Here is a 20,754-nt window from a genome sequence, read left to right on the forward strand (position 1 = left end):
AGAGTTCATGTCTGTACCTCAATATGTTGAAGGGCGCGGTTTGCTGCGCGGCAAGTCGGTGCTGATCACCGCGGCGGCGGGTGCCGGGATTGGTTTCTCCGCTGCGGTGCGTGCCGCCGAAGAAGGCTGCCGGGCGTTGATGATCAGCGATATCCACGAAGGCCGCCTGGCCGAAGCGGTGCTGAAAATCCGCGAAACCACCGGGCTGCAACAGGTGTTTGGCCAGGTCTGCAACGTTGCCGACGAAGCTCAGGTGCAACAGCTGATCGCCTGCGCCGAGCGTGACCTGCAAGGCGTCGATGTGCTGATCAACAACGCCGGGCTGGGTGGTTCGCGCCTGCTGGTGGACATGGTCGATGAAGAGTGGAACCGGGTCATCGACGTGACCCTCACCGGCACCATGCGCATGACCCGCGCCATGCTGCCGAAAATGATGGAACGGCGTGCCGGGGTGATCGTCAACAACGCCTCGGTGTTGGGCTGGCGCGCGCAGAAAGAGCAGGCGCACTATGCCGCCGCCAAGGCCGGCGTGATGGCGCTGACCCGCTGTGCAGCGGTCGAAGCCGCGGACTACGGCATCCGCATCAACGCGGTCAGCCCGAGCATTGCCCTGCACGATTTCCTGCGCAAATCCGCACCCCAGGCGGTGCTTGATCAACTGGCGGCCAACGAAGCGTTCGGCCGCGCCGCCGAAGTCTGGGAAGTGGCCAACGTGATGATGTTCCTGGCCAGCGACTACAGCTCCTACATGACCGGCGAAGTGTTGTCGGTGTCGAGCCAGAGGGCGTGACCATGCCGCGAATTTTCGACACGCCGATGGCCTTGTTCGACGCCGTCGGCGAACCGCTCGGCGTCAGTGACTGGCTGTTGCTGGAGCAGGCGCGCATCGACCGGTTTGCCGACGCCACCGGTGATCACCAGTGGATTCACGTCGACCCGCTCAGGGCCGCCAGTGGGCCGTTTGGCGCCTGCATTGCTCACGGCTACCTGAGCCTGTCGCTGGTCAACCTGTTCCTGCCGCAGATCGTCGAGGTCCGTGGCCTGGCCATGGGCGTCAATTACGGCTGCGAGCGGGTGCGTTTCCCTTCGGTAGTGCGCGTCGGCTCGCGGGTGCGCGGCAGCGCGCAATTGATCGCGGTCGAGGAAGTGAAGGGGGGCGTGCAGGCGACCATCCGCGTCACGGTCGAGATCGACGGTGAGGAACGTCCCGGCTGCGTGGTCGACACCATCAGCCGCTATTACCCGGCCTGACCTCCAACAGCATTTTCGAGGAACTGAACATGAAAGAAGCCGTCATCGTTTCGACTGCCCGCACGCCGATCGGCAAAGCCTTTCGCGGTGCATTCAATGACACCGAAGCGCCGCAACTGGGCGGCCACGTGGTGCGCGAAGCCGTGCGCCGTGCCGGCATCGAGCCGGGTGAAGTGGACGACGTGATCATCGGCGCCGCGGCGCAGCAGGGCACGCAGTCCTATAACCTGGGACGTCTTTGCGCGATTGCCGGCGGCTTGCCGGCGTCGGTGGCAGGGATGGCCGTCGAGCGCCAATGCTCTTCGGGCCTGATGAGTATCGCCATGGCCGCCAAAGGCATCATGTGCGACGAAATCGACATCGCTGTGGCCGGTGGCCTGGAGTCGATTTCCCTGGTGCAGAACAAGCACAAGAACCTCTATCGCAATCAGTCGACTTCGGTGATCGAGCTGGATCCGCACGCCTATATCCCAATGATCGAGACCGCCGAGATCGTCTCCGCGCGCTACGGCATTTCCCGTGACGAGCAGGACGAATACAGCTACCAGAGCCAACTGCGCACCGCACAGGCCCAGAGCAACGGACGTTTCGACCGTGAACTGGCGCCGCTGGCCAGCCGTCAGATGATCGTCGACAAGGCCACCGGCGAAACCCGTTATGAAACCGTCACCTTGCTGCGCGACGAATGCAACCGCATCGACACCACCCTCGAAAGCCTGAAGGCGCTGGAGCCGGTGTGGCCGGGTGGCCAGTGGAGTGAAAAGGGCCGTTTCATTACCGCCGGCAATGCTTCGCAGTTGTCTGACGGTGCATCGGCGTCGGTGCTGATGAGCGCGAAGATGGCCGAGCAGCGTGGCCTGGAACCGTTGGGGATCTATCGCGGCATGGCGGTCGCCGGGTGCAATTCCGACGAGATGGGCATCGGCCCGATCTACGCCATTCCCAAGCTGCTCAAGCGCCACGGCTTGACCATGGACCACATCGGCCTGTGGGAATTGAACGAGGCGTTCGCCTGTCAGGTGTTGTACTGCCGCGACACCCTGGGCATTGCGGACGAGCGCTTGAACGTCAATGGCGGGGCGATTTCGATTGGGCACCCGTTCGGGATGTCCGGTGCGCGGATGGTCGGTCACGCGTTGGTCGAAGGCCAGCGTCGCGGTTTGCGCTACGTGGTGGTGAGCATGTGCATCGGTGGTGGCATGGGCGCTGCTGCGCTGTTCGAGGTGGTCTGAATGATCAGTGCAGAGCAGATCCAGGCAACCATGGCGCGCTACGTGGAACTGGTGGATGCGAGCGACATCGACGGCATCCTTGCGCTCTACGCCCATGACGCTAGCGTGGAAGACCCGGTCGGCCACGCGCCGTTGCAGGGCATCGACGCCATTGCGCGCTTTTACCGTGAGGGGCTGGGGGCGATGAAAGTCTCCGCAACCCAGACCGGCCCGGTGCGCGCGACGCTCAACGGTTGTGGTGCGATGCCGTTCCGGGTCGACATGCAGTGGGGCGGGCAACCGTGTTCGCTGCATGTGATCGATGTGATGGAGTTCAATGCGGACGGCAAGATCCGTTCGATGAAGGCCTTCTGGAGTGAAGTTAACGTAACCGCGCGAGGTGAAGCATGAACCTCGAACAGCGGATTGCCCGCCTTGAAGCGCTGGAGGACATTCGCCAGCTCAAGCATCGCTACCTCAATGCCTGCGATCTGAAGCAGGTCGAGGTGATTGCCGAGTGCTTTGCCGAGGGTGAGGTGTTGATCGATTACGGGCCGCTGGGGATCTTTCGTGAGCGCGACAGTTTTGTCACGCTGTACCGCGAACTGGCCTGCCATGAGCGGGTGATCGACTTGCACCACGGCGCCAACCCGGAAATCGAGGTGCTCAGCGAACATGAAGCCGAGGGCCGATGGGCCCTGTGGTATTTCAACCTGGATGGCGAGAGCGGGGCGACGCGGCAATTGGGTGGGTTCTATCAGGACCGTTACCAGCGTATCGGCGGCCAATGGAAAATCATTGCCACCCGTTTTGCCGCCCACTCGCAAGTGGCGCGTTCCTGAAGGCCATCCACCCCAAAGGCGACCCCTGTAATTGGAGCTGGCTTGCCAGCGAAGGCGGTGTGTCAGGCAACATTAATGCTGGATATGCCGACCTCTTCGCTGGCAAGCCAGCTCCTACAGTTTTTTGTGGTGTCGCCAGTATCGTGAACATCCCCAATTCCCTGTAGGAGCTGGCTTGCCAGCGAAAGCGGTGTGTCAGGCAACATCAATGCTGGATGTGCCGACCTCTTCGCTGGCAAGCCAGCTCCTACAGTTTTTTGTGGTGTCCCCAACATCGTGAACATCCCCAATCCCCTGTAGGAGCTGGCTTGCCAGCGAAGGCGGTGTGTCAGGCAACATCAATGCTGGATGTGCCGACCTCTTCGCTGGCAAGCCAGCTCCTACAGTTTTTGTGGTGTTACCAGGATCGTGAGTCTCCCCAATCCCCCGTAGGCTTGCCAGCGAAGGCGGCGTGTCAGGCAACATCAATGCTGGATGTGCTCACCGCCAAATCCGGATTCTGCGTCCGCCCCGTTTCGTAGTAGGCCTTGAGGTTCTCGGCAATCTGGCGCACGACCTTATTGAAAGCCTTCGCCAACAGCCACTCCATCAGCCGGCCGCCGCGCAGGCTGTAGTTCATTTGCAGGGTAATGCGCGTGGCATTCCCCTCCGGTTGCAAGGCGTAGCTGAAGCTCGCTTCACGAAACGGGAAGGGCGAGCCGTTGCTGTCTTTATGCAGCATCAATCGGAAGCCGATACCTTCTTGCCATTGCATCACGCTTTCATCCAGGTACTGACCGCCCTTGCGAAACACCCGTCGACTGGCGCTGAGGCCTTCCGTGCTGCCTGGATTAAACTGGCAACCGGTAAGGCCCGGCACATAGTGCGGGGCCAGGCTCAAGTCACGCAGTTTGGCCCAGGCGGCGCTGGGTGTGAGGTCAAGATGAACGCTGTGGCTGGCAATGGCGGGCATGCTGATGCTCCTTTATGGGTTTTTATGAGTGGGATTGCGCAGCGTCAAGAAACGCCGGACGCTCGCCCGCGCCATGCACCGCGATGTCCGCGCCGCTGACATACCGGGCCAGGCTCGAGGCCAGGTACAGACAGGTATCGCCAATGTCCTCAGGGGTCGCCAGGCGTTGCAGCGCAATGGTTGCCGCCACCCGGGCAATACCGGCATCGTCACCATAATGCAGAGCTGCCTGCTCGGTGAGAATCAGCCCGGCGGTCACCGCGTTGACCCGCACCTTCGGCGCCCACTCCACCGCCAGCGAGGTGGTCAGGTTCAGCAGCCCGGCCTTCGCCGCGCCATACGCCGCGGTGCCCGGGGAAGAACGGGTGGCACTGACACTGCAAATGTTGATGATTGCACCGCCGTCAGCCTGGCCCTGCATCACCTGATTCGCCTGCTGGCAGAGGTTCAGGGGCGCGATCAGGTTCAAGCGAATGATTGCTTCGCTGAAGCGCGGCGAGGCTGTGGCGGCGTCGGCATTCGGCGAGCCGCCGGCGTTGTTCACCAGTACATCGAGGCGACCGAAGCGCTCGACGATCTGTGCGATCAACCGCCCGGATTGCTCGACATCGCGCAGGTCGCAAGGCACGAACAGCGCCCCACGCCCGCCACTGGCAGGCAAGGTTGGCGGCGCTTCGCGACCGCAAATCACCACCTCGGCGCCGCAGTCGAGGAAGCGCTGGCTGATGCCACGGCCCACACCTTTGCCACCACCGGTCACCAGTACCACTTTGCCGCGAAAGTCCATCGGATCAAGCATGGGAAATCTCTTTTTGTCGCTCGGGAATGTGGTCGATGCTAGGTCCGTGGTCCCTGTAATCCAACGTCCGATAAGACTAGGAACCTCGGTGAGCGAGCCTGCTCGTGAAGGCGGTGTACCTGGCGACAAGGATGTTGAATGTGCCGACCCCTTCGCGAGCAGGGTTATCGGCGTACTCAACATTGGCAAACAACCGGGAAAACTGTGGGAGCTGGCTGGCCAGCGAAGGCGTCCAGAAAGGCAATATGCATAGATGAGGTCAGCAATGCCGGCCCAATAACGGCCAGAAAGCAAAAACGGCACCCGAAGGTGCCGTTTCTGTTTTCTACCGAGTGTCGCTACGCGATCAACCCACCAGCCCCGACTGGTGAACCAGGGTCAGCAATGGTTGTGGGTAGACACCCAGGAAAAATGCGACCAGAGCGATGGCCAGCAGCATCACGCCGCCTGCACGTTGCTCCCAGTGCAGTTGCGCATCGTGACGACGCAGGTTCGGTTCGATCAGGTACAGGGTGACCATGACGCGCAGGTAGTAGAACACGCCGATGGCGCTGCCCAGGACCAGCGAAGCAACCAGCCACCACTGATGGGATTCGACACCGGTAGCGATAATGTAGAACTTGCCAATGAAACCCGCGGTCAGCGGGATACCGGCCAGGGACAGCATCATCACGGTCAGCACGGCGGTCAGGTACGGACGGCGCCAGAACAGGCCGCGGTATTCGTACAGGGCATCCGCGTCACGGCCGTTGTACGGCGAGGACATCAGGGTGATCACGCCGAAGGCGCCGAGGCTGGTGATCACGTAGGTGACCAGGTACACGCCGATGGCTTCCACGGCCAGACCCTTGCTCGCTACCAGGGCGATCAGCAGGTAGCCGAAGTGAGCGATGGACGAGTAACCCAGCAGACGCTTGAGGTTGCTCTGTGTCAGGGCCAGCAGGTTACCGAACAGGATCGACGCGATGGCGATGATGGTCAGAACGTTGCTCAGCACGCCGCTGCTTGCCGCAGGGGAGATCTGGAACAGGCGCACCATCACGGCAAACACGGCCACTTTCGAAGCGGTGGCCAGGAACGCGGCGACCGGCGCCGGAGCACCTTCGTAAACGTCCGGGGTCCAGAGGTGGAACGGTACCAGCGAAAGCTTGAACGCCAGGCCGATCAGCATCATGCCCAGGCCCAGTTGTGCCAGCGAGCTTGGCAGGCCGGTGGCCGCCAGGGCGTGACCGATACCGCTGAAGCTCAGGGAGCCGGAGTCGGCGTAGAGCAGCGCCATACCGAACAACAGGAACGCCGAGCCAGCGGCCGACAGCACCATGTACTTGATGCCGGCTTCCAGCGAACGCTTGTTGAAGAAGGCGTAGGCCACCAGACCGTAGACCGGTACCGACAGCAGTTCCAGACCGATGAACAACCCGGCCAGGTGCTGCGCGCTGACCAGGACCAGGCCACCGGCGGCGGCCATCAGGATCAGCAGGTACAGTTCTTCACGGTTGCCCGGGTAACCCGAACCGCCATCACCGAGGTAGGCGTGGGCGAGGGTTACACAGGCGAGGGTGGCGACCAGGATCAGCGCCATGTACAGGCAGGCAAAGGTGTCGATTTGCAGCAATGGAGTCACGGCCAGGGGCGCGACTTTCAGGGCCGGCAGGATCGACAGCAAAGCCAGGTTCAGACCTGCCACGGAAATCAGGAAGGTCTGCGAGTGGTTGCGGCGCCAGGCGATTGCCAGCATCACCACGACAATGGTGAGGCTGGTAATCAACAGCGGCGCTAGCGCGATAAAGTGTTGAGTCGTGAATTCCATAGCGCTCTTACCGGGCCGAAGCGAGTTGAGTGAAGGCGGTGCCGAGCCACTGCTGCACGCCATGCATCGTCGCGGCAGAGGTATCGAGGAACGGTTGCGGGTACACGCCGATGTAGATCAGCAGTGCGGCCAGACCGACCACCATGATCAGTTCGCGACCGTCCATGCCATGCAGCACCGCGTCCGACTTGGACGGGCCGAAGTAGGCACGGTGGATCATGATCAGCGAGTACACCGAACCGAAGACCAGGCCGGTCGTGGCAATCACGGTGACCCAGGGTGCCGCGGCGAAGGTGCCGATCAGGATCAGGAACTCACCGACGAAGTTACCGGTGCCCGGCAAGCCCAGCGACGCGGCGGCGAAGAACAGGCTGATGGCCGGCAGGTAAGCAATCTTCGACCACAGGCCACCCATTTCACGCATGTCGCGGGTGTGGGTGCGCTCGTACAACTGACCACTGAGGATAAACAGTGCCGCGGCCGACAGGCCGTGAGCCAGCATCTGCATCACCGCGCCTTGCAGCGCCAGTTGGCTGCCGGAGTAGATGCCGATCAGGACGAAACCCATGTGGGAAACGGACGAGAAGGCAATCAGACGCTTGATGTCGGTTTGCGCGAAGGCCAGGAACGCACCGTAGAAAATCCCGATCAGACCCAGGGTCATGGCGATCGGCGCGAACTCGGCCGAGGCATTCGGGAACAGCGGCAGGGCGAAACGCAGCAGGCCGTAGGCAGCGGTTTTCAGCAAGATACCGGCCAGGTCGACGGAACCTGCGGTCGGTGCCTGGGCGTGAGCATCAGGCAACCAGGAGTGGAACGGTACGACGGGCAGCTTGACCGCGAAGGCGATGAAGAAGCCGAGCATCAGGATGTACTCGGTGGTCATCGACATCTTGGTCTTCAACAGGTCGGCGTAGTTGAAGGTGATCACGCCGGTGTTGTTGAAGTTGACCAGGACCAGACCGAGGATCGCCACCAGCATGATCAGGCCGGACGCCTGAGTGAAGATGAAGAACTTGGTCGCCGCGTAGATCCGGGTTTTCTTGCCGTCCGAAGAACTGTGACCCCAGAGCGCGATGAGGAAGTACATCGGCACCAGCATCATTTCCCAGAAGAAGAAGAACATGAACAGGTCGAGGGCGAGGAACACGCCGACAACGCCGCCCAGGATCCACATCAGGTTCAGGTGGAAGAAGCCCACGTGACGCTGGATCTCTTTCCACGAGCAGAGTACCGACAGCACACCCAACAGGCCGGTCAGCAGGATCATCAACAGCGACAGGCCGTCGAGGGCCAGGTGCACGTTGATGCCGAAGCGCTCGATCCACAGGTGCTTGAACTCAAGCGACCAGGTCGGAGCGGCACCCGGTGCCGGCGCAAATGAATAATCACCGTGGGCCCACAGCCAGAGGCCGAGGGCGAGTTCCAGGGTCATGGTCAACAGCGCAATCCAGCGGGGGAGGGTGGCGCCGAAGCGCTCACCCATCCAGCACAGCAGGCCGCCGATGAAGGGAATCAGGATTAGCCAAGGCAGAATCATGACGGGTTCGTTTCCTTTCGCAAATTCGCAAGGTTCATATCAGACCGCTACCAGCACGACGGCGCCGATCACCAACACGGCACCAGCAGCCATCGAGGCGGCGTACCAACGCAGTTGACCGGTCTCGGTACGGCTCAGGGCGGTGTGACCGCCTTTGGCCATACGCGGGATCAGACCGATGGTCTGGTCCAGCGGGTCTTTGCGCAGGATGTGGCTGATCGCCAGGTAAGGCTTGACGAACAGTTTGTCGTAGATCCAGTCGAAGCCCCAGGCAGCGAACCACCAGGCCGACAGGAAACGGCCGATGCCGCTGTTGGCAATGGCTGTCACGAAGCGACGCTTGCCGAGGAACAGCAGCGCGGCCAGCAGGATACCGGCCAGGGCGATGGCGCCGGAGGCGATTTCCAGGCTGTGCTTGGCTTCGCCGCCGGCATGGCCGACGCTTTCCGGCAGCACACCGTGCAGCGGTGGAACGATCATCGCGCCGATGGCGGTGGACAATACGATCAGCACCGACAGTGGCAGCCAGTGGGCAATGCCGTGACCGGCGTGGGCTTCGGTCTTCGCTTCACCGTGGAACGTGATGAAGATCAGGCGGAAGGTGTACAGCGAGGTCATGAACGCACCGACCAGACCGGCATACAGCAGGCCGTGGTTGCCGCTGGCGAAGGCTTCCCAGAGGATTTCGTCCTTGGAGTAGAAACCTGCGGTCACCAAAGGCAGGGCCGCCAGGGCCGCGCCGCCAACGATGAAGCTGGCGTAGGCCAGTGGCAGCTTTTTCCACAGGCCGCCCATCTTGAAGATGTTCTGCTCGTGGTGGCAGGCAACGATCACCGCACCGGAAGCAAGGAACAGGAGGGCCTTGAAGAAGGCGTGGGTCATCAGGTGGAAGATCGCGCCGTCCCAGGCACCGACGCCCAGGGCCAGGAACATGTAGCCGATCTGGCTCATGGTCGAATAGGCGAGGATACGCTTGATGTCGGTCTGGACCAGGGCGGCGAAGCCTGCGAGAACCAGGGTCACGCCGCCGACAATGCCCACCAAATGCAGGATTTCCGGCGCCAGGGTGAACAGGCCGTGGGTACGGGCGATCAGGTAGACGCCCGCGGTCACCATGGTTGCAGCGTGGATCAGAGCCGAAACCGGGGTAGGACCGGCCATCGCGTCCGCCAGCCAGGTTTGCAGCGGTAATTGCGCGGATTTACCGACAGCGCCGCCCAGCAGCATCAGGGTCGCCAGGACCATCCAGGTATCACCGGACTGGAATTTCTGCGGTGCCAGCACCAGCAGTTCCTGGATGTTCAGCGTGCCCAGTTGAGCGAACAGGATGAACAGGCCGATGGCCATGAACACGTCGCCGATACGGGTCACGATGAAGGCTTTCAGTGCCGCGTTACCGTTGTTGCGGTTGCTGTAGTAGAAACCGATCAACAGGTACGAGCACAGGCCCACGCCTTCCCAGCCGAAGTACAGGAACAACAGGTTATCGCCCAGCACCAGGAACAGCATGCTGGCGATAAACAGGTTGGTGTACGCGAAGAAACGCGAGTAGCCGTCTTCACCGCGCATGTACCAGGACGCGAACAGGTGGATCAGGAAGCCAACGCCAACGACTACGCCGAGCATGGTGATCGACAGGCCGTCGATGTACAGGGCGAAGTCAGGCGTGAAGCCTTCGACCGCCATCCACTGCCACAGCACCAGGGTGTAGTGACCACCCTCGGGAGGCGCGACATTGAATTGCCAGATCACGTAGGCCGCGACCACGGCGGACAGGCCGATGGAGCCGACGCCGATCAGTGCCGAGAGGTTTTCCGAGAAGCGTCCGCGGGAGAAAGACAGCAGTAAAAACCCGATCAGGGGAAATACGAAAGTCAGAAAGATCATGTTCATCCGCGCATCTCACTGGCAGCGTCGATATCGAGCGTGTGGAAGCGGCGATACAGTTGCAGCAGGATCGCCAGGCCAATGCTGGCCTCGGCGGCTGCCAGGCTGATCACCAGGATGAACATGATTTGTCCATCCGGCTGCGCCCAGCGGCTACCGGCAACGATGAACGCCAACGCGGAGGCATTCATCATGACCTCCAGGCTCATCAGCACGAAAAGGATGTTGCGGCGGACCATCAGGCCGACCAGACCGAGGCAGAACAGGATGCCGGCGACTGCCAGACCATGCTCCATGGGGATAGCAGGCATCGTCATTGCTCCTTGGCTTCGTTACGGCCCAAATGGAACGCCGTGACGGCTGCGGCGAGCAGCAGCATCGAGGCGAGTTCGACCACCAGCAGGTAAGGACCGAACAGGCTGATGCCCACGGCCTTGGCGTCTACGGTGGTGTGGCCGACGGCCTGGCCGCTCTGGTGGGAGAACAGCACGTACAGCAGTTCCACCAGCAGCAGTGCGGCGAGCAGCACCGGGCCGCCCCATATTCCGGGCTTGAGCCAGACGCGCTCTTGCTGAACCGAGGCCGGGCCAAGGTTGAGCATCATCACCACGAACACGAACAGCACCATGATGGCGCCAGCGTAGGCGATCACTTCCAGGACACCGGCAAACGGTGCGCCGAGGGCGAAGAACGTCATGGCCACGGCGATCAGCGAAATGATCAGGTAGAGCAGGGCGTGCACAGGGTTGGTGTTGGTGATCACGCGAAGCGTGGACACCACAGCGATACCCGATGCGAAATAGAAAGCGAATTCCATCTTTCTTCCTTAAGGCAGCAAGCTCTTCACGTTGATCGGTTCGGCTTCATTCTGCGCGGCGCCTTTGGGCTTACCGGCAATCGCCATACCTGCAACACGATAGAAGTTGTAATCAGGGTTTTTGCCGGGGCCGGAGATCAGCAGATCTTCTTTCTCGTACACCAGGTCCTGACGTTTGAACTCGGCCATTTCGAAATCCGGCGTCAGCTGGATTGCGGTGGTCGGGCAGGCTTCCTCGCAGAGGCCGCAGAAAATGCAGCGCGAGAAGTTGATGCGGAAGAAGTCCGGGTACCAGCGACCGTCTTCGGTTTCAGCTTTCTGCAGCGAGATGCAACCGACCGGGCACGCCACGGCGCACAGGTTGCACGCTACACAACGCTCTTCACCGTCGGGGTCGCGGGTCAGGACGATACGGCCACGGTAGCGCGGCGGCAGGTAGACCGGTTCTTCCGGGTACTGCAGCGTGTCGCGCTTGCGGAAGGCGTGGCCGAAGATCATCACCAGGCTGCGAAGCTGGGTGTAGAGGCCATGCACGATGTCAAATATGTACTTCATGATTCTCTATCCTCACTGAGCCGCGACGGCGGGCGTGTTGAGCAACACGATCGCAGCGGTCACCAGCATGTTGACGAGGGTCAGCGGCAAGCAGAACTTCCAGCTGAAATCCATCACTTGGTCATACCGTGGGCGCGGGATCGAAGCGCGCAGCAGGATGAAGATCATGATGAAGAACGCGGTTTTGAGTGCGAACCAGATGAACGGGATCTGCGGCAGGATGCCGAACGGACCGTGCCAGCCACCGAAGAACAGGGTCACCAGCAGCGCCGAGATCAGCACGATGCCGATGTACTCGCCGACGAAGAACATGCCCCATTTCATGCCGGCGTATTCAATGTGGTAACCGTCGGCCAGTTCCTGCTCCGCTTCCGGCTGGTCGAACGGGTGACGGTGAGTCACGGCGACGCCAGCGATGAAGAAGGTCAGGAAACCGAAGATCTGCGGAATGATGAACCACAGGTGCTGGGCCTGGTAATCAACGATGTCGCGCATGTTGAACGAGCCGACCTGGATCACGATACCCATCAGCGACAGGCCCATGAACACTTCGTACGACACGGTTTGCGCCGAGGCCCGCAAGCTGCCCAGCAGGGCGAACTTGTTGTTACTCGACCAACCGGCGAACAACACCGCGTAGACCGACAGGCCGGCCATGGCGAAGAAGAACAGGATGCCGATGTTCAGGTCCGCCACGCCCCAGGTCGGGGTGATCGGGATGATCGCGAAGGCAATCAGCAGGGCGCTCATGGCGACGACCGGTGCCAGGGTGAAGATCATCTTGTCGGCGAATGGAGGCGTCCAGTCTTCCTTGAAGAACATCTTGATCATGTCGGCCGCGATCTGGAACGCGCCGAACGGGCCGACGCGGTTCGGACCGTAACGGTCCTGCCAGAGGGCGAGCAAACGACGCTCGACCCAGCTCAGCAGTGCGCCGCAAACCACCACGGCGAGCAGAATCACCACGGCCTTGAGGACCGCGATGATGATGTCGATCACTTCAGGAGTGAACCAGGTCATTGAGCTGCCTCCTGCAGATCATCAACGGAAAAGCCTGCGATCGCTGGCGGAATGCCGGCGATGCCCGCAGGCAGTGCAACCATGCCGGCACCCAGCTCTTCGTTGATGCGCAGCGGCAGACGCAGGGTCTGGCCGGCAACGCTCAAGCTGAGCAGGGCACCGTCGTTGACGCCCAGGCGGTCGGCTTCGGATTTGGCCAAAGCGACGTAGGCCGCTGGAATGCGTTCCTGGACCGGAGCGGCTTTCGAAGAGTTCTCTTCGCTGCCGAACAGGTGGAAGAACGGCACGACCTGCCAGGTGCCCGGCGCCGGGTTGAACGCGCGCGGAACGCTGGCGAACCAGTTCAGCGAGTCACCGGTGCTTTCGATCAGGCGGGTGCCCGGGTCGCCAGCGCGGATGTGACCACCGACTTCGTCCTGGAACTTGTTCCAGGCTTGCGGCGAGTTCCAGCCCGGGGACCAGGCGAATGGCACTTGCTGACGTGGTTCAGCCGAGCCCGAGTAACCTTCCATCGAGAAGGCGAACGCGGTGTCCTTGTCTTGCGGGGTACGCGGTTCGTGCACGCTGATGTCGGCGCGCATGGCGGTACGACCGGAGTAGCGCAGCGGTTCGCGCGCCAGTTTCATGCCCTTGATGCGGAACGCGGCGGACGGTGCGGCGTCGACAATGCGGTTCAGGATCGACGTGCTGGAAGCAACGGCCGCAGTGACGTGGTCCAGTTGGGTCCAGTCGATCGGCTGGTTTAGCAGGGTCGCGCGCAGGGCATGCAGCCAGCGCCAGCCTTCGTGAACCAGGATGCTCGCGTCCATGTACTTCGGATCGAAGACTTGGAAGAAGCGCTGGGCGCGACCTTCCTGGCTGACCAGGGTACCGTCGCCTTCAGCGAAGCTGGCCGCTGGCAGAACGAGGTTGGCGCGGTCGCTGGTGGCGGTTTTCTGGTGATCGGCAACAATCAGCACTTTCGTCGCGGCCAGCGCAGCGTCGACTTTGGCTTTGTCAGTGCGGGTGTACAGATCGTTTTCCAGCACGACGATGGCGTCGGCTTTACCGTCGATCACGGCTTGCAATGCGGCGTCGACCGATTCGCCACCGAGCATGGCCAGGCCGAGGCTGTTGGCCTCTGGCACGATCAGGCTGATGGAACCGTTCTTCTCGCGCAGCTTCAAGGCTTTGGCGATGTTCGCGGCGGCTTCGATCAAGGCTTTGGAGCCCAGGGAAGTACCGGCGATGATCAGTGGGCGCTTGGCCGCGAGCAAGGCGTCGGCGATGCGCTTGGCCAGCTCAACGGCTTCAGCGTCCAGGCCTTCGACGGCCGGTGCGCTGGCGTCGAGGGCGTGAGCCACGGCGAAACCGATGCGGGCGAGGTCGTCTGGAGCGGCGTGAACGCACTCTTCGGCGATGTCGTCGAGCTTGGTCTCAGCCAGGCTGGCAATGAACAGCGGGTTCAGCGCGTGCTGGCCGATGTTCTTCACCGCGGCGTCGAGCCAAGGCTGGACGCGCATGGCGTCGGCCATGTCTTCAGCCTTGCCCTTGACCGACTGGCGCAGGGACAGGGCCATGCGGGCAGCGGTCTGGGTCAGGTCTTCACCGAGGACGAACACGGCGTCGTGGTCTTCGATGTCGCGCATGTTCGGCACTGGCAGCGGGCTGTCTTTGAGCACTTGCAGGACCAGGCGGATGCGTTCCAGTTCGCTAGCTTCGATACCCGAGTAGAAGTGCTCGGCACCGACCAGTTCGCGCAACGCGTAATTGCTCTCGAGGCTGGCGCGTGGCGAACCGATACCGACGATGTTGCGACCGCGCAGCAGCTCAGCGGCGTTGTCCAGCGCGTCGTCGAGGCTCAGCTTGGTACCGTTTGCCAGCAGTGGCTGACGCGGACGGTCTTCGCGGTTGACGTAGCCGTAGCCGAAACGGCCACGGTCGCACAGGAAGTACTGGTTCACCGAACCGTTGAAACGGTTTTCGATGCGACGCAGTTCGCCGTAACGTTCGCCCGGGGAGATGTTGCAACCGCTGGAGCAACCATGGCAGATGCTCGGCGAGAACTGCATGTCCCACTTGCGGTTGTAGCGCTCGGAGTGAGTCTTGTCGGTGAACACACCGGTCGGGCAGACCTCGGTGAGGTTGCCGGAAAACTCGCTTTCCAGGGTGCCGTCTTCAACGCGACCGAAGTAAACGTTGTCGTGGGCGCCGAACACACCCAGGTCGGTGCCGCCAGCGTAGTCTTTATAGAAGCGCACGCAGCGGTAGCAAGCGATGCAGCGGTTCATCTCGTGGGAAATGAACGGGCCCAGTTGCTGGTTCTGGTGGGTACGCTTGGTGAAGCGGTAACGGCGCTCGTTGTGGCCGGTCATTACCGTCATGTCTTGCAGGTGGCAGTGACCGCCTTCTTCACAGACCGGGCAGTCGTGAGGGTGGTTGGTCATCAGCCATTCGACAACACTGGCGCGGAACGCCTTGGATTCTTCATCTTCGATGGAGATCCAGGTGTTGTCGGTGGCAGGGGTCATGCAGGACATGACGATACGACCACGAGTGTCGTTCTCGTCGGTGTACTGCTTGACCGCGCACTGGCGGCAAGCGCCAACGCTGCCCAGGGCAGGGTGCCAGCAGAAATACGGAATATCGAGGCCCAGAGACAGACATGCCTGTAACAGGTTGTCTGCCCCATCGACTTCGAGCGCTTTGCCGTCTACGTGGATAGTGGCCATGGTTCAAAGTTCTTCGTTGGCCCGGTGTCAGCGGGCGTGGCTAATGGAATCTTGTTATTCGCGTGAATCAACACAGCCGGTAAAGGCGTCATCACACGAAAAGCGAAGAGCACGGACCCTTCGCTTTTTTTAAGCATTTACGCGCCGATAACGATCGGCCTTGCCAGGGGCGGGACGGCGGCGCTGACAGGCGCGATACCGGCTTCGAACTCTGGACGGAAGTATTTGATGGCACTGCCCAACGGCTCCACGGCGCCCGGTGCGTGAGCACAGAAGGTTTTGCCTGGGCCGAGGAAACCGACCAGACCCAGCAGGGTCTCGATGTCGCCTGGCTGGCCTTCACCGTTCTCGATGGCCATCAAGAGCTTGACGCTCCATGGCAAGCCATCGCGGCAAGGGGTGCAGAAACCGCAGGATTCGCGAGAGAAGAACTGTTCCATGTTGCGCAGCAGCGACACCATGTTGACGCTGTCGTCCACCGCCATGGCCAGGCCGGTCCCCATGCGGGTGCCCACTTTGGCGATGCCGCCGGCATACATTTGTGCGTCCAGGTGTTCCGGCAACAGGAAGCCGGTACCGGCACCGCCCGGTTGCCAGGCCTTGAGCTTGTAACCGTCGCGCATGCCGCCGGCGTAGTCTTCGAACAACTCGCGAGCGGTCACGCCGAATGGCAGTTCCCACAGGCCAGGGTTCTTCACTTTGCCGGAGAAGCCCATGAGCTTGGTGCCCATGTCTTCGCTGCCTTCGCGGGCCAACGATTTGTACCAGTCCACGCCGTCGGCAATGATCGCCGGCACGTTGCACAGGGTCTCGACGTTGTTCACGCAAGTCGGCTTGCCCCACACGCCCACGGCGGCAGGGAAGGGCGGCTTGGAGCGCGGGTTGGCGCGGCGGCCTTCGAGGGAGTTGATCAGTGCGGTTTCTTCACCGCAGATGTAACGCCCGGCACCGGTGTGGACGAACAGCTCGAAATCAAAACCCGAACCGAGGATGTTCTTGCCCAAAAGGCCAGCAGCCTTGGCTTCTTCCACGGCACGGTTGAGGTGCTTGGCGGCGGTGGTGTATTCGCCACGCAGGAAGATGTAGCCACGGTAAGTTTTCAGCGCGCGAGCACTGATCAGCATGCCTTCGATCAGCAGATGGGGCAGTTGCTCCATCAGCATGCGGTCTTTCCAGGTGTTCGGCTCCATTTCATCCGCGTTGCACAGCAGGTAGCGGATGTTGATCGATTCGTCCTTGGGCATCAGGCCCCACTTCACGCCCGTGGGGAAGCCTGCACCGCCGCGACCCTTGAGGCCGGAATCCTTCACGGTCTGGACGATGTCGTCCTGGGCCATGTCGGCGAACGCCTTGCGCGCAGCAGCGTAACCATTCTTGGCCTGGTACTCGTCGAGCCAGACGGCTTCGCCGTCGTCACGCAGGCGCCAGGTGAGCGGGTGAGTCTCGGCCGAACGCTTGATGCGGTTGGCTGGACCAAAGGAAGTCAGGGTCATACGTAGCCCTCGAGCAGTTTGGCAACGCCGGCTGGCTGCACATCACCGAAGGTGTCGTCGTCGATCATCAACGCCGGCGCCTTGTCGCAGTTGCCGAGGCAGCAGACCGGCAGCAGGGTGAAACGACCATCGGTGGTGGTCTGGCCCAGGCCAATGCCCAGCTTGCTCTGGATTTCGCTGACCACGGACTCGTGGCCGCCGATGTAGCAGACCATGCTGTCGCAGACGCGAATGATGTGACGGCCCACCGGCTGACGGAAGATCTGGCTGTAGAACGTGGCCACGCCTTCAACGTCGCTGGCCGGGATGCCGAGGATCTCGCCGATAGCGTACAAAGCGCCGTCCGGCACCCAGCCACGTTCCTTCTGGACGATCTTCAGGGCTTCGATCGACGCCGCGCGCGGGTCTTCGTAGTGATGCAACTCGTGCTCGATGGCCGAGCGCTCGGTTTCACTCAAGGTGAAACGGTCTGTCTGGATAAGCGTGCTGTTCATGCTTAGCGGTCCACGTCGGCCATAACGAAATCGATACTACCCAGGTACGCAATCAAGTCCGCGACCATGCTGCCTTTGATCACCGAAGGGATCTGCTGCAAGTGCGGGAAGCTTGGGGTACGAATCCGGGTGCGGTAGCTCATGGTGCCGCCATCGCTCGTCAGGTAATAACTGTTGATGCCCTTGGTCGCTTCGATCATCTGGAAGGATTCGTTGGCCGGCATGACCGGGCCCCACGAAACTTGCAGGAAGTGCGTGATCAAGGTTTCGATGTGCTGCAGGGTGCGCTCTTTCGGCGGCGGCGTGGTCAGCGGATGATCCGCCTTGTACGGGCCTTCCGGCATGTTGCGCAGGCACTGGTCGATGATCTTGATGCTCTGGCGCATCTCTTCCACACGCACGATGCAGCGGTCGTAGGCATCGCCATTGGCAGCCAGCGGCACTTCGAACTCGAAATTCTCGTAGCCCGAGTACGGACGCGCTTTACGCAGGTCGAAATCGCAACCGGTCGAACGCAGGCCGGCACCGGTGACGCCCCATTCCAGGGCCTCTTTGGTGTTGTAGGCAGCGACGCCGATGGTCCGGCCACGCAGGATGCTGTTGTCCAGGGCGGCTTTCTGGTATTCGTCCAGACGCTTTGGCATCCACTCGACGAAGTCTTTCACCAGTTTTTCCCAGCCGCGCGGCAGGTCGTGGGCGACACCGCCGATGCGGTACCAGGCCGGGTGCAGGCGGAAACCGGTAATGGCTTCGATCACCGTGTACGCCTTCTGGCGGTCGGTGAAGGTGAAGAACACCGGGGTCATGGCGCCGACGTCCTGGATGTAGGTGCCCAGGAACAGCAGGTGGCTGGTGATCCGGAAGAACTCGGCCATCATGATGCGGATGACGTCGACCTTCTCGGGCACCTTGATGCCGGCCAGCTTCTCGACCGAGAGCACGTATGGCAGGTTGTTCATCACGCCGCCGAGGTAGTCGATACGGTCGGTGTACGGGATGAAACTATGCCAGGACTGACGCTCGGCCATCTTCTCGGCACCACGGTGGTGGTAGCCGACGTCGGGTACGCAGTCGACGATCTCTTCACCGTCCAGCTGCAGGATGATGCGGAACGCACCGTGCGCCGAAGGGTGGTTCGGGCCGAGGTTGAGGAACATGTAGTCCTCGTTCGGGCCGGAGCGCTTCATGCCCCAGTCTTCCGGCTTGAAGCGCGCAGATTCTTCTTCGAGCTGCTGCTTGGCCAGGTTCAGGGTGAACGGGTCGAACTCGGTCGCACGGGCCGGGAAATCCTTGCGCAGCGGGTGACCTTCCCAGGTCGGCGGCATCATGATGCGCGTCAGGTGCGGGTGGCCTTTGAAGTCGATGCCGTACATGTCCCAGACTTCACGCTCGTACCAGTTGGCGTTTGGCCAGATACCGGTCACGGTTGGAAGGCTGAGGTCGCTCTCGGACAGGGCCACCTTGATCATGACGTCGCTGTTACGTTCGATCGACATCAAGTGGTAGAACACAGAGAAGTCGGCGCCGCTCGGCAGCCCTTGACGCTTGGTGCGCAGACGCTCGTCCACGCCGTGCAGGTCATAGAGCATGACGTACGGCTTGGGCAGGTTACGCAGGAAGCTGAGGACTTCGACGAGTTTGGCGCGGGCAACCCAAAGCACCGGCATGCCGGTGCGGGTAGGCTGGGCGGTGAACGCGTCCGGGCCAAAACGATTGTTCAGTTCGACGACCACATCCTGGTCGTCTGCCTTGTAGGGCGGGATGTACAGAGCACTGCCTGTAGTCATGGTTATTTATCGCTTTCGGTCAACGTAAAGAATGAAGCCAGTGTCTCGTTCTATATAAGAAGCAGATCTGGATCAGACTTCGTCGGGGCTGCGCAGGTTGGTGACTGCGATTCGCTGTTCGCGGCGCTTTTCCTTCTCCGAAGGCATCTCGGCGCGGTAGACGCCTTGATCACCCACGACCCAGGAAAGCGGACGACGCTCCTGTCCAATCGACTCTTGCAACAGCATCAAGCCTTGCAGGAAAGCTTCAGGACGGGGCGGGCAGCCAGGCACGTAGACGTCCACGGGCAGGAACTTGTCCACCCCTTGAACGACAGAGTAGATGTCGTACATGCCACCGGAGTTGGCGCACGAACCCATGGAAATCACCCATTTAGGTTCGAGCATTTGCTCGTAGAGACGCTGGATGATCGGCGCCATCTTGATGAAGCAGGTACCGGCGATAACCATGAAATCCGCCTGACGCGGCGATGCCCGGATAACCTCGGCGCCAAAGCGCGCGATGTCGTGAGGCGCCGTGAAGGCGGTGGTCATTTCCACATAGCAGCACGAAAGACCGAAGTTATACGGCCACAGGGAGTTCTTTCGGCCCCAGTTGATCGTGCCGTTAAGCACGTCTTCGAGCTTGCCCATGAAAATGTTTTTGTGGACTTGATCTTCTAACGGATCGGAAACGGTTTCCCGTTGGCCAATCGGATACTGCTCGTTAGGAGCATCGGGGTCGATCCTGGTGAGATTGTATTGCATTGCCAAAGCCTCATTGTTTCAGCTTCGCTTGCCGCTTGCGCCGAGCTTCCGGAGCCCAGTCAAGGGCGCCCACTCGGAATAGGTAGACAAGGCCTGCCAACAGAATTGCTATGAAAACGAGAGCTTCGACGAATCCGGTCCAGCCGCTTTCGCGGACGGACACAGACCATGCAAAGAGAAAGAGGGCTTCGATATCGAAGATCACGAAGAGCATCGCGACCAGATAGAATTTGGCTGAGAGCCGCAAGCGGGCGCCACCTGTAGGTAGCATGCCAGACTCGAACGGTTCGTTTTTGCTGCGGCCCCAGGCTTTTGACCCGAGGAGGCTGGACACGCCCAGCATGAAGGCACAGAGGCCGACGACGCCTAGAAGGAAAATGGCAAAGCCCCAGTTGTGGGCCATGAGTCCTGTCGCTTCGGGCATGCTGGTAATCCTTAACAGAGAGCAAAGGTCTCTGAGCTTGAAAAGTAACAACGCAGTGACGATATGTCGCAGCAATCAATCCCGCTGATTTTATGGCTAAACACCCGGCAAGTAAAATTCCTATAGCGAAATTATTTGTGGGAATAAGGACATAGCGCGTGTGAAAACCCCTGCAGGCCTTGCTCCTTGGGCATTAGCCGGCATTTCGTCAATTATGTTTTGTGGACGCTGTAATGAAAGTAGTTACTAGTAAATGATAATCAATATTATTTGACGGCATTTTTAAACTGTTTAACGGGCAAGTGCGCGGGAAGTTGCCTTATATGCCCGTTACAGCAAGTTGCGGCTGGGCGCGTTTTGGCGGATTTTTCTGGCGTCGAGGCACTCCGGATCAGGGTTTTTGGCCGAAATGCA

At 61.0% G+C, this 20,754-nt stretch carries 20 protein-coding genes; 5 read left to right on the forward strand and 15 right to left on the reverse strand.

Annotation, left to right across the window (positions count from 1 at the left end):
* Nucleotides 1-7: 7 nt before the first annotated feature.
* From J1D76_RS13520 to J1D76_RS13540, 5 genes are read left to right on the forward strand one after another with little or no spacing between them, the layout of a single operon-like run.
* Nucleotides 8-790 carry an SDR family oxidoreductase gene (locus J1D76_RS13520; RefSeq protein ID WP_421138784.1) on the forward strand — a complete coding sequence of 261 codons (783 nt, stop codon included), beginning with the start codon at nt 8-10 and terminating at the stop codon, nt 788-790.
* 2 nt (nt 791-792) lie between these two features.
* Nucleotides 793-1,251, forward strand: coding sequence for a MaoC family dehydratase (locus tag J1D76_RS13525; RefSeq protein WP_421138785.1), 459 nt, complete (start codon nt 793-795; stop codon nt 1,249-1,251).
* A gap of 29 nt (nt 1,252-1,280) precedes the next feature.
* Nucleotides 1,281-2,483 carry an acetyl-CoA C-acyltransferase gene (locus tag J1D76_RS13530; RefSeq protein WP_421138786.1) on the forward strand — a complete coding sequence of 401 codons (1,203 nt, stop codon included), beginning with the start codon at nt 1,281-1,283 and terminating at the stop codon, nt 2,481-2,483.
* On the forward strand, nt 2,484-2,873 hold the full coding sequence (locus J1D76_RS13535; protein WP_421138787.1) for a nuclear transport factor 2 family protein: 390 nt from the start codon (nt 2,484-2,486) through the stop codon (nt 2,871-2,873). It abuts the gene before it with no gap.
* Nucleotides 2,870-3,304 carry a nuclear transport factor 2 family protein gene (locus J1D76_RS13540; protein ID WP_421138788.1) on the forward strand — a complete coding sequence of 145 codons (435 nt, stop codon included), beginning with the start codon at nt 2,870-2,872 and terminating at the stop codon, nt 3,302-3,304. The genes J1D76_RS13535 and J1D76_RS13540 overlap by 4 nt, the downstream gene beginning before the upstream one ends.
* A gap of 454 nt (nt 3,305-3,758) precedes the next feature.
* Here J1D76_RS13540 and J1D76_RS13545 read toward each other — a convergent pair whose 3' ends face one another.
* From J1D76_RS13545 to J1D76_RS13615, 15 genes are all read right to left on the reverse strand, one after another.
* On the reverse strand, nt 3,759-4,256 hold the full coding sequence (locus J1D76_RS13545) for an SRPBCC family protein (protein WP_421138789.1): 498 nt from the start codon (nt 4,254-4,256) through the stop codon (nt 3,759-3,761).
* A 22-nt stretch (nt 4,257-4,278) separates the two neighbouring features.
* Nucleotides 4,279-5,055 carry an SDR family oxidoreductase gene (locus J1D76_RS13550; protein ID WP_421138790.1) on the reverse strand — a complete coding sequence of 259 codons (777 nt, stop codon included), beginning with the start codon at nt 5,053-5,055 and terminating at the stop codon, nt 4,279-4,281.
* A 346-nt stretch (nt 5,056-5,401) separates the two neighbouring features.
* Nucleotides 5,402-6,865: an NADH-quinone oxidoreductase subunit NuoN gene (nuoN, locus tag J1D76_RS13555; protein ID WP_421138791.1), complete on the reverse strand. Its 1,464-nt coding sequence runs from the start codon at nt 6,863-6,865 to the stop codon at nt 5,402-5,404.
* 7 nt (nt 6,866-6,872) lie between these two features.
* Nucleotides 6,873-8,405, reverse strand: a complete 1,533-nt coding sequence (gene nuoM, locus J1D76_RS13560; protein ID WP_421138792.1) for an NADH-quinone oxidoreductase subunit M — start codon at nt 8,403-8,405, stop codon at nt 6,873-6,875.
* 39 nt (nt 8,406-8,444) lie between these two features.
* Nucleotides 8,445-10,298: an NADH-quinone oxidoreductase subunit L gene (gene nuoL, locus J1D76_RS13565; RefSeq protein ID WP_421138793.1), complete on the reverse strand. Its 1,854-nt coding sequence runs from the start codon at nt 10,296-10,298 to the stop codon at nt 8,445-8,447.
* Complete coding sequence (gene nuoK / locus J1D76_RS13570) at nt 10,295-10,603, reverse strand: NADH-quinone oxidoreductase subunit NuoK (protein WP_007946416.1); 309 nt, start codon at nt 10,601-10,603, stop codon at nt 10,295-10,297. Before nuoK ends, nuoL begins: the two co-directional genes overlap by 4 nt.
* A 2-nt stretch (nt 10,604-10,605) precedes the next feature.
* Nucleotides 10,606-11,109, reverse strand: a complete 504-nt coding sequence (nuoJ, locus tag J1D76_RS13575) for an NADH-quinone oxidoreductase subunit J (protein WP_103395473.1) — start codon at nt 11,107-11,109, stop codon at nt 10,606-10,608.
* A gap of 9 nt (nt 11,110-11,118) precedes the next feature.
* A complete protein-coding gene (gene nuoI, locus J1D76_RS13580) occupies nt 11,119-11,664 on the reverse strand; it encodes an NADH-quinone oxidoreductase subunit NuoI (RefSeq protein WP_201190678.1) in 546 nt (181 codons plus the stop codon).
* Nucleotides 11,665-11,676: 12 nt separating this feature from the next.
* The gene (gene nuoH, locus J1D76_RS13585; RefSeq protein ID WP_421138794.1) at nt 11,677-12,684 is read right to left on the reverse strand and encodes an NADH-quinone oxidoreductase subunit NuoH; all 1,008 of its coding nucleotides are present in this window, start codon (nt 12,682-12,684) and stop codon (nt 11,677-11,679) included.
* Complete coding sequence (gene nuoG / locus J1D76_RS13590) at nt 12,681-15,395, reverse strand: NADH-quinone oxidoreductase subunit NuoG (RefSeq protein ID WP_421138795.1); 2,715 nt, start codon at nt 15,393-15,395, stop codon at nt 12,681-12,683. Before nuoG ends, nuoH begins: the two co-directional genes overlap by 4 nt.
* 137 nt (nt 15,396-15,532) lie before the next feature.
* Nucleotides 15,533-16,888, reverse strand: coding sequence for an NADH-quinone oxidoreductase subunit NuoF (nuoF, locus tag J1D76_RS13595; protein ID WP_421138796.1), 1,356 nt, complete (start codon nt 16,886-16,888; stop codon nt 15,533-15,535).
* On the reverse strand, nt 16,885-17,382 hold the full coding sequence (gene nuoE, locus J1D76_RS13600; RefSeq protein ID WP_008053447.1) for an NADH-quinone oxidoreductase subunit NuoE: 498 nt from the start codon (nt 17,380-17,382) through the stop codon (nt 16,885-16,887). Before nuoE ends, nuoF begins: the two co-directional genes overlap by 4 nt.
* A 2-nt stretch (nt 17,383-17,384) precedes the next feature.
* Nucleotides 17,385-19,169, reverse strand: a complete 1,785-nt coding sequence (gene nuoC, locus J1D76_RS13605) for an NADH-quinone oxidoreductase subunit C/D (protein WP_421138797.1) — start codon at nt 19,167-19,169, stop codon at nt 17,385-17,387.
* 72 nt (nt 19,170-19,241) lie between these two features.
* A complete protein-coding gene (locus tag J1D76_RS13610; RefSeq protein WP_046037844.1) occupies nt 19,242-19,916 on the reverse strand; it encodes a NuoB/complex I 20 kDa subunit family protein in 675 nt (224 codons plus the stop codon).
* A 10-nt stretch (nt 19,917-19,926) separates the two neighbouring features.
* Nucleotides 19,927-20,340 carry an NADH-quinone oxidoreductase subunit A gene (locus tag J1D76_RS13615; RefSeq protein ID WP_003223812.1) on the reverse strand — a complete coding sequence of 138 codons (414 nt, stop codon included), beginning with the start codon at nt 20,338-20,340 and terminating at the stop codon, nt 19,927-19,929.
* Between the last annotated feature and the right edge of the window lie 414 nt (nt 20,341-20,754).

This window comes from Pseudomonas sp. NFX15 (assembly GCF_049132105.1).
Lineage (GTDB): Bacteria > Pseudomonadota > Gammaproteobacteria > Pseudomonadales > Pseudomonadaceae > Aquipseudomonas.

Coding starts and splice junctions, on each gene's coding strand:
- J1D76_RS13520 (WP_421138784.1), top strand. CDS start 8: ATGTCTGTACCTCAATATGTTGAAGGGCGCGGTTTGCTGCGCGGCAAG.
- J1D76_RS13540 (WP_421138788.1), top strand. CDS start 2,870: ATGAACCTCGAACAGCGGATTGCCCGCCTTGAAGCGCTGGAGGACATT.
- J1D76_RS13530 (WP_421138786.1), top strand. CDS start 1,281: ATGAAAGAAGCCGTCATCGTTTCGACTGCCCGCACGCCGATCGGCAAA.
- nuoN (WP_421138791.1), bottom strand. CDS start 6,865: ATGGAATTCACGACTCAACACTTTATCGCGCTAGCGCCGCTGTTGATT.
- nuoC (WP_421138797.1), bottom strand. CDS start 19,169: ATGACTACAGGCAGTGCTCTGTACATCCCGCCCTACAAGGCAGACGAC.
- J1D76_RS13525 (WP_421138785.1), top strand. CDS start 793: ATGCCGCGAATTTTCGACACGCCGATGGCCTTGTTCGACGCCGTCGGC.
- nuoG (WP_421138795.1), bottom strand. CDS start 15,395: ATGGCCACTATCCACGTAGACGGCAAAGCGCTCGAAGTCGATGGGGCA.
- nuoJ (WP_103395473.1), bottom strand. CDS start 11,109: ATGGAATTCGCTTTCTATTTCGCATCGGGTATCGCTGTGGTGTCCACG.
- nuoF (WP_421138796.1), bottom strand. CDS start 16,888: ATGACCCTGACTTCCTTTGGTCCAGCCAACCGCATCAAGCGTTCGGCC.
- nuoM (WP_421138792.1), bottom strand. CDS start 8,405: ATGATTCTGCCTTGGCTAATCCTGATTCCCTTCATCGGCGGCCTGCTG.
- J1D76_RS13535 (WP_421138787.1), top strand. CDS start 2,484: ATGATCAGTGCAGAGCAGATCCAGGCAACCATGGCGCGCTACGTGGAA.
- J1D76_RS13615 (WP_003223812.1), bottom strand. CDS start 20,340: ATGCCCGAAGCGACAGGACTCATGGCCCACAACTGGGGCTTTGCCATT.
- nuoI (WP_201190678.1), bottom strand. CDS start 11,664: ATGAAGTACATATTTGACATCGTGCATGGCCTCTACACCCAGCTTCGC.
- nuoK (WP_007946416.1), bottom strand. CDS start 10,603: ATGCCTGCTATCCCCATGGAGCATGGTCTGGCAGTCGCCGGCATCCTG.
- J1D76_RS13545 (WP_421138789.1), bottom strand. CDS start 4,256: ATGCCCGCCATTGCCAGCCACAGCGTTCATCTTGACCTCACACCCAGC.
- J1D76_RS13610 (WP_046037844.1), bottom strand. CDS start 19,916: ATGCAATACAATCTCACCAGGATCGACCCCGATGCTCCTAACGAGCAG.
- J1D76_RS13550 (WP_421138790.1), bottom strand. CDS start 5,055: ATGCTTGATCCGATGGACTTTCGCGGCAAAGTGGTACTGGTGACCGGT.
- nuoL (WP_421138793.1), bottom strand. CDS start 10,298: ATGAACATGATCTTTCTGACTTTCGTATTTCCCCTGATCGGGTTTTTA.
- nuoE (WP_008053447.1), bottom strand. CDS start 17,382: ATGAACAGCACGCTTATCCAGACAGACCGTTTCACCTTGAGTGAAACC.
- nuoH (WP_421138794.1), bottom strand. CDS start 12,684: ATGACCTGGTTCACTCCTGAAGTGATCGACATCATCATCGCGGTCCTC.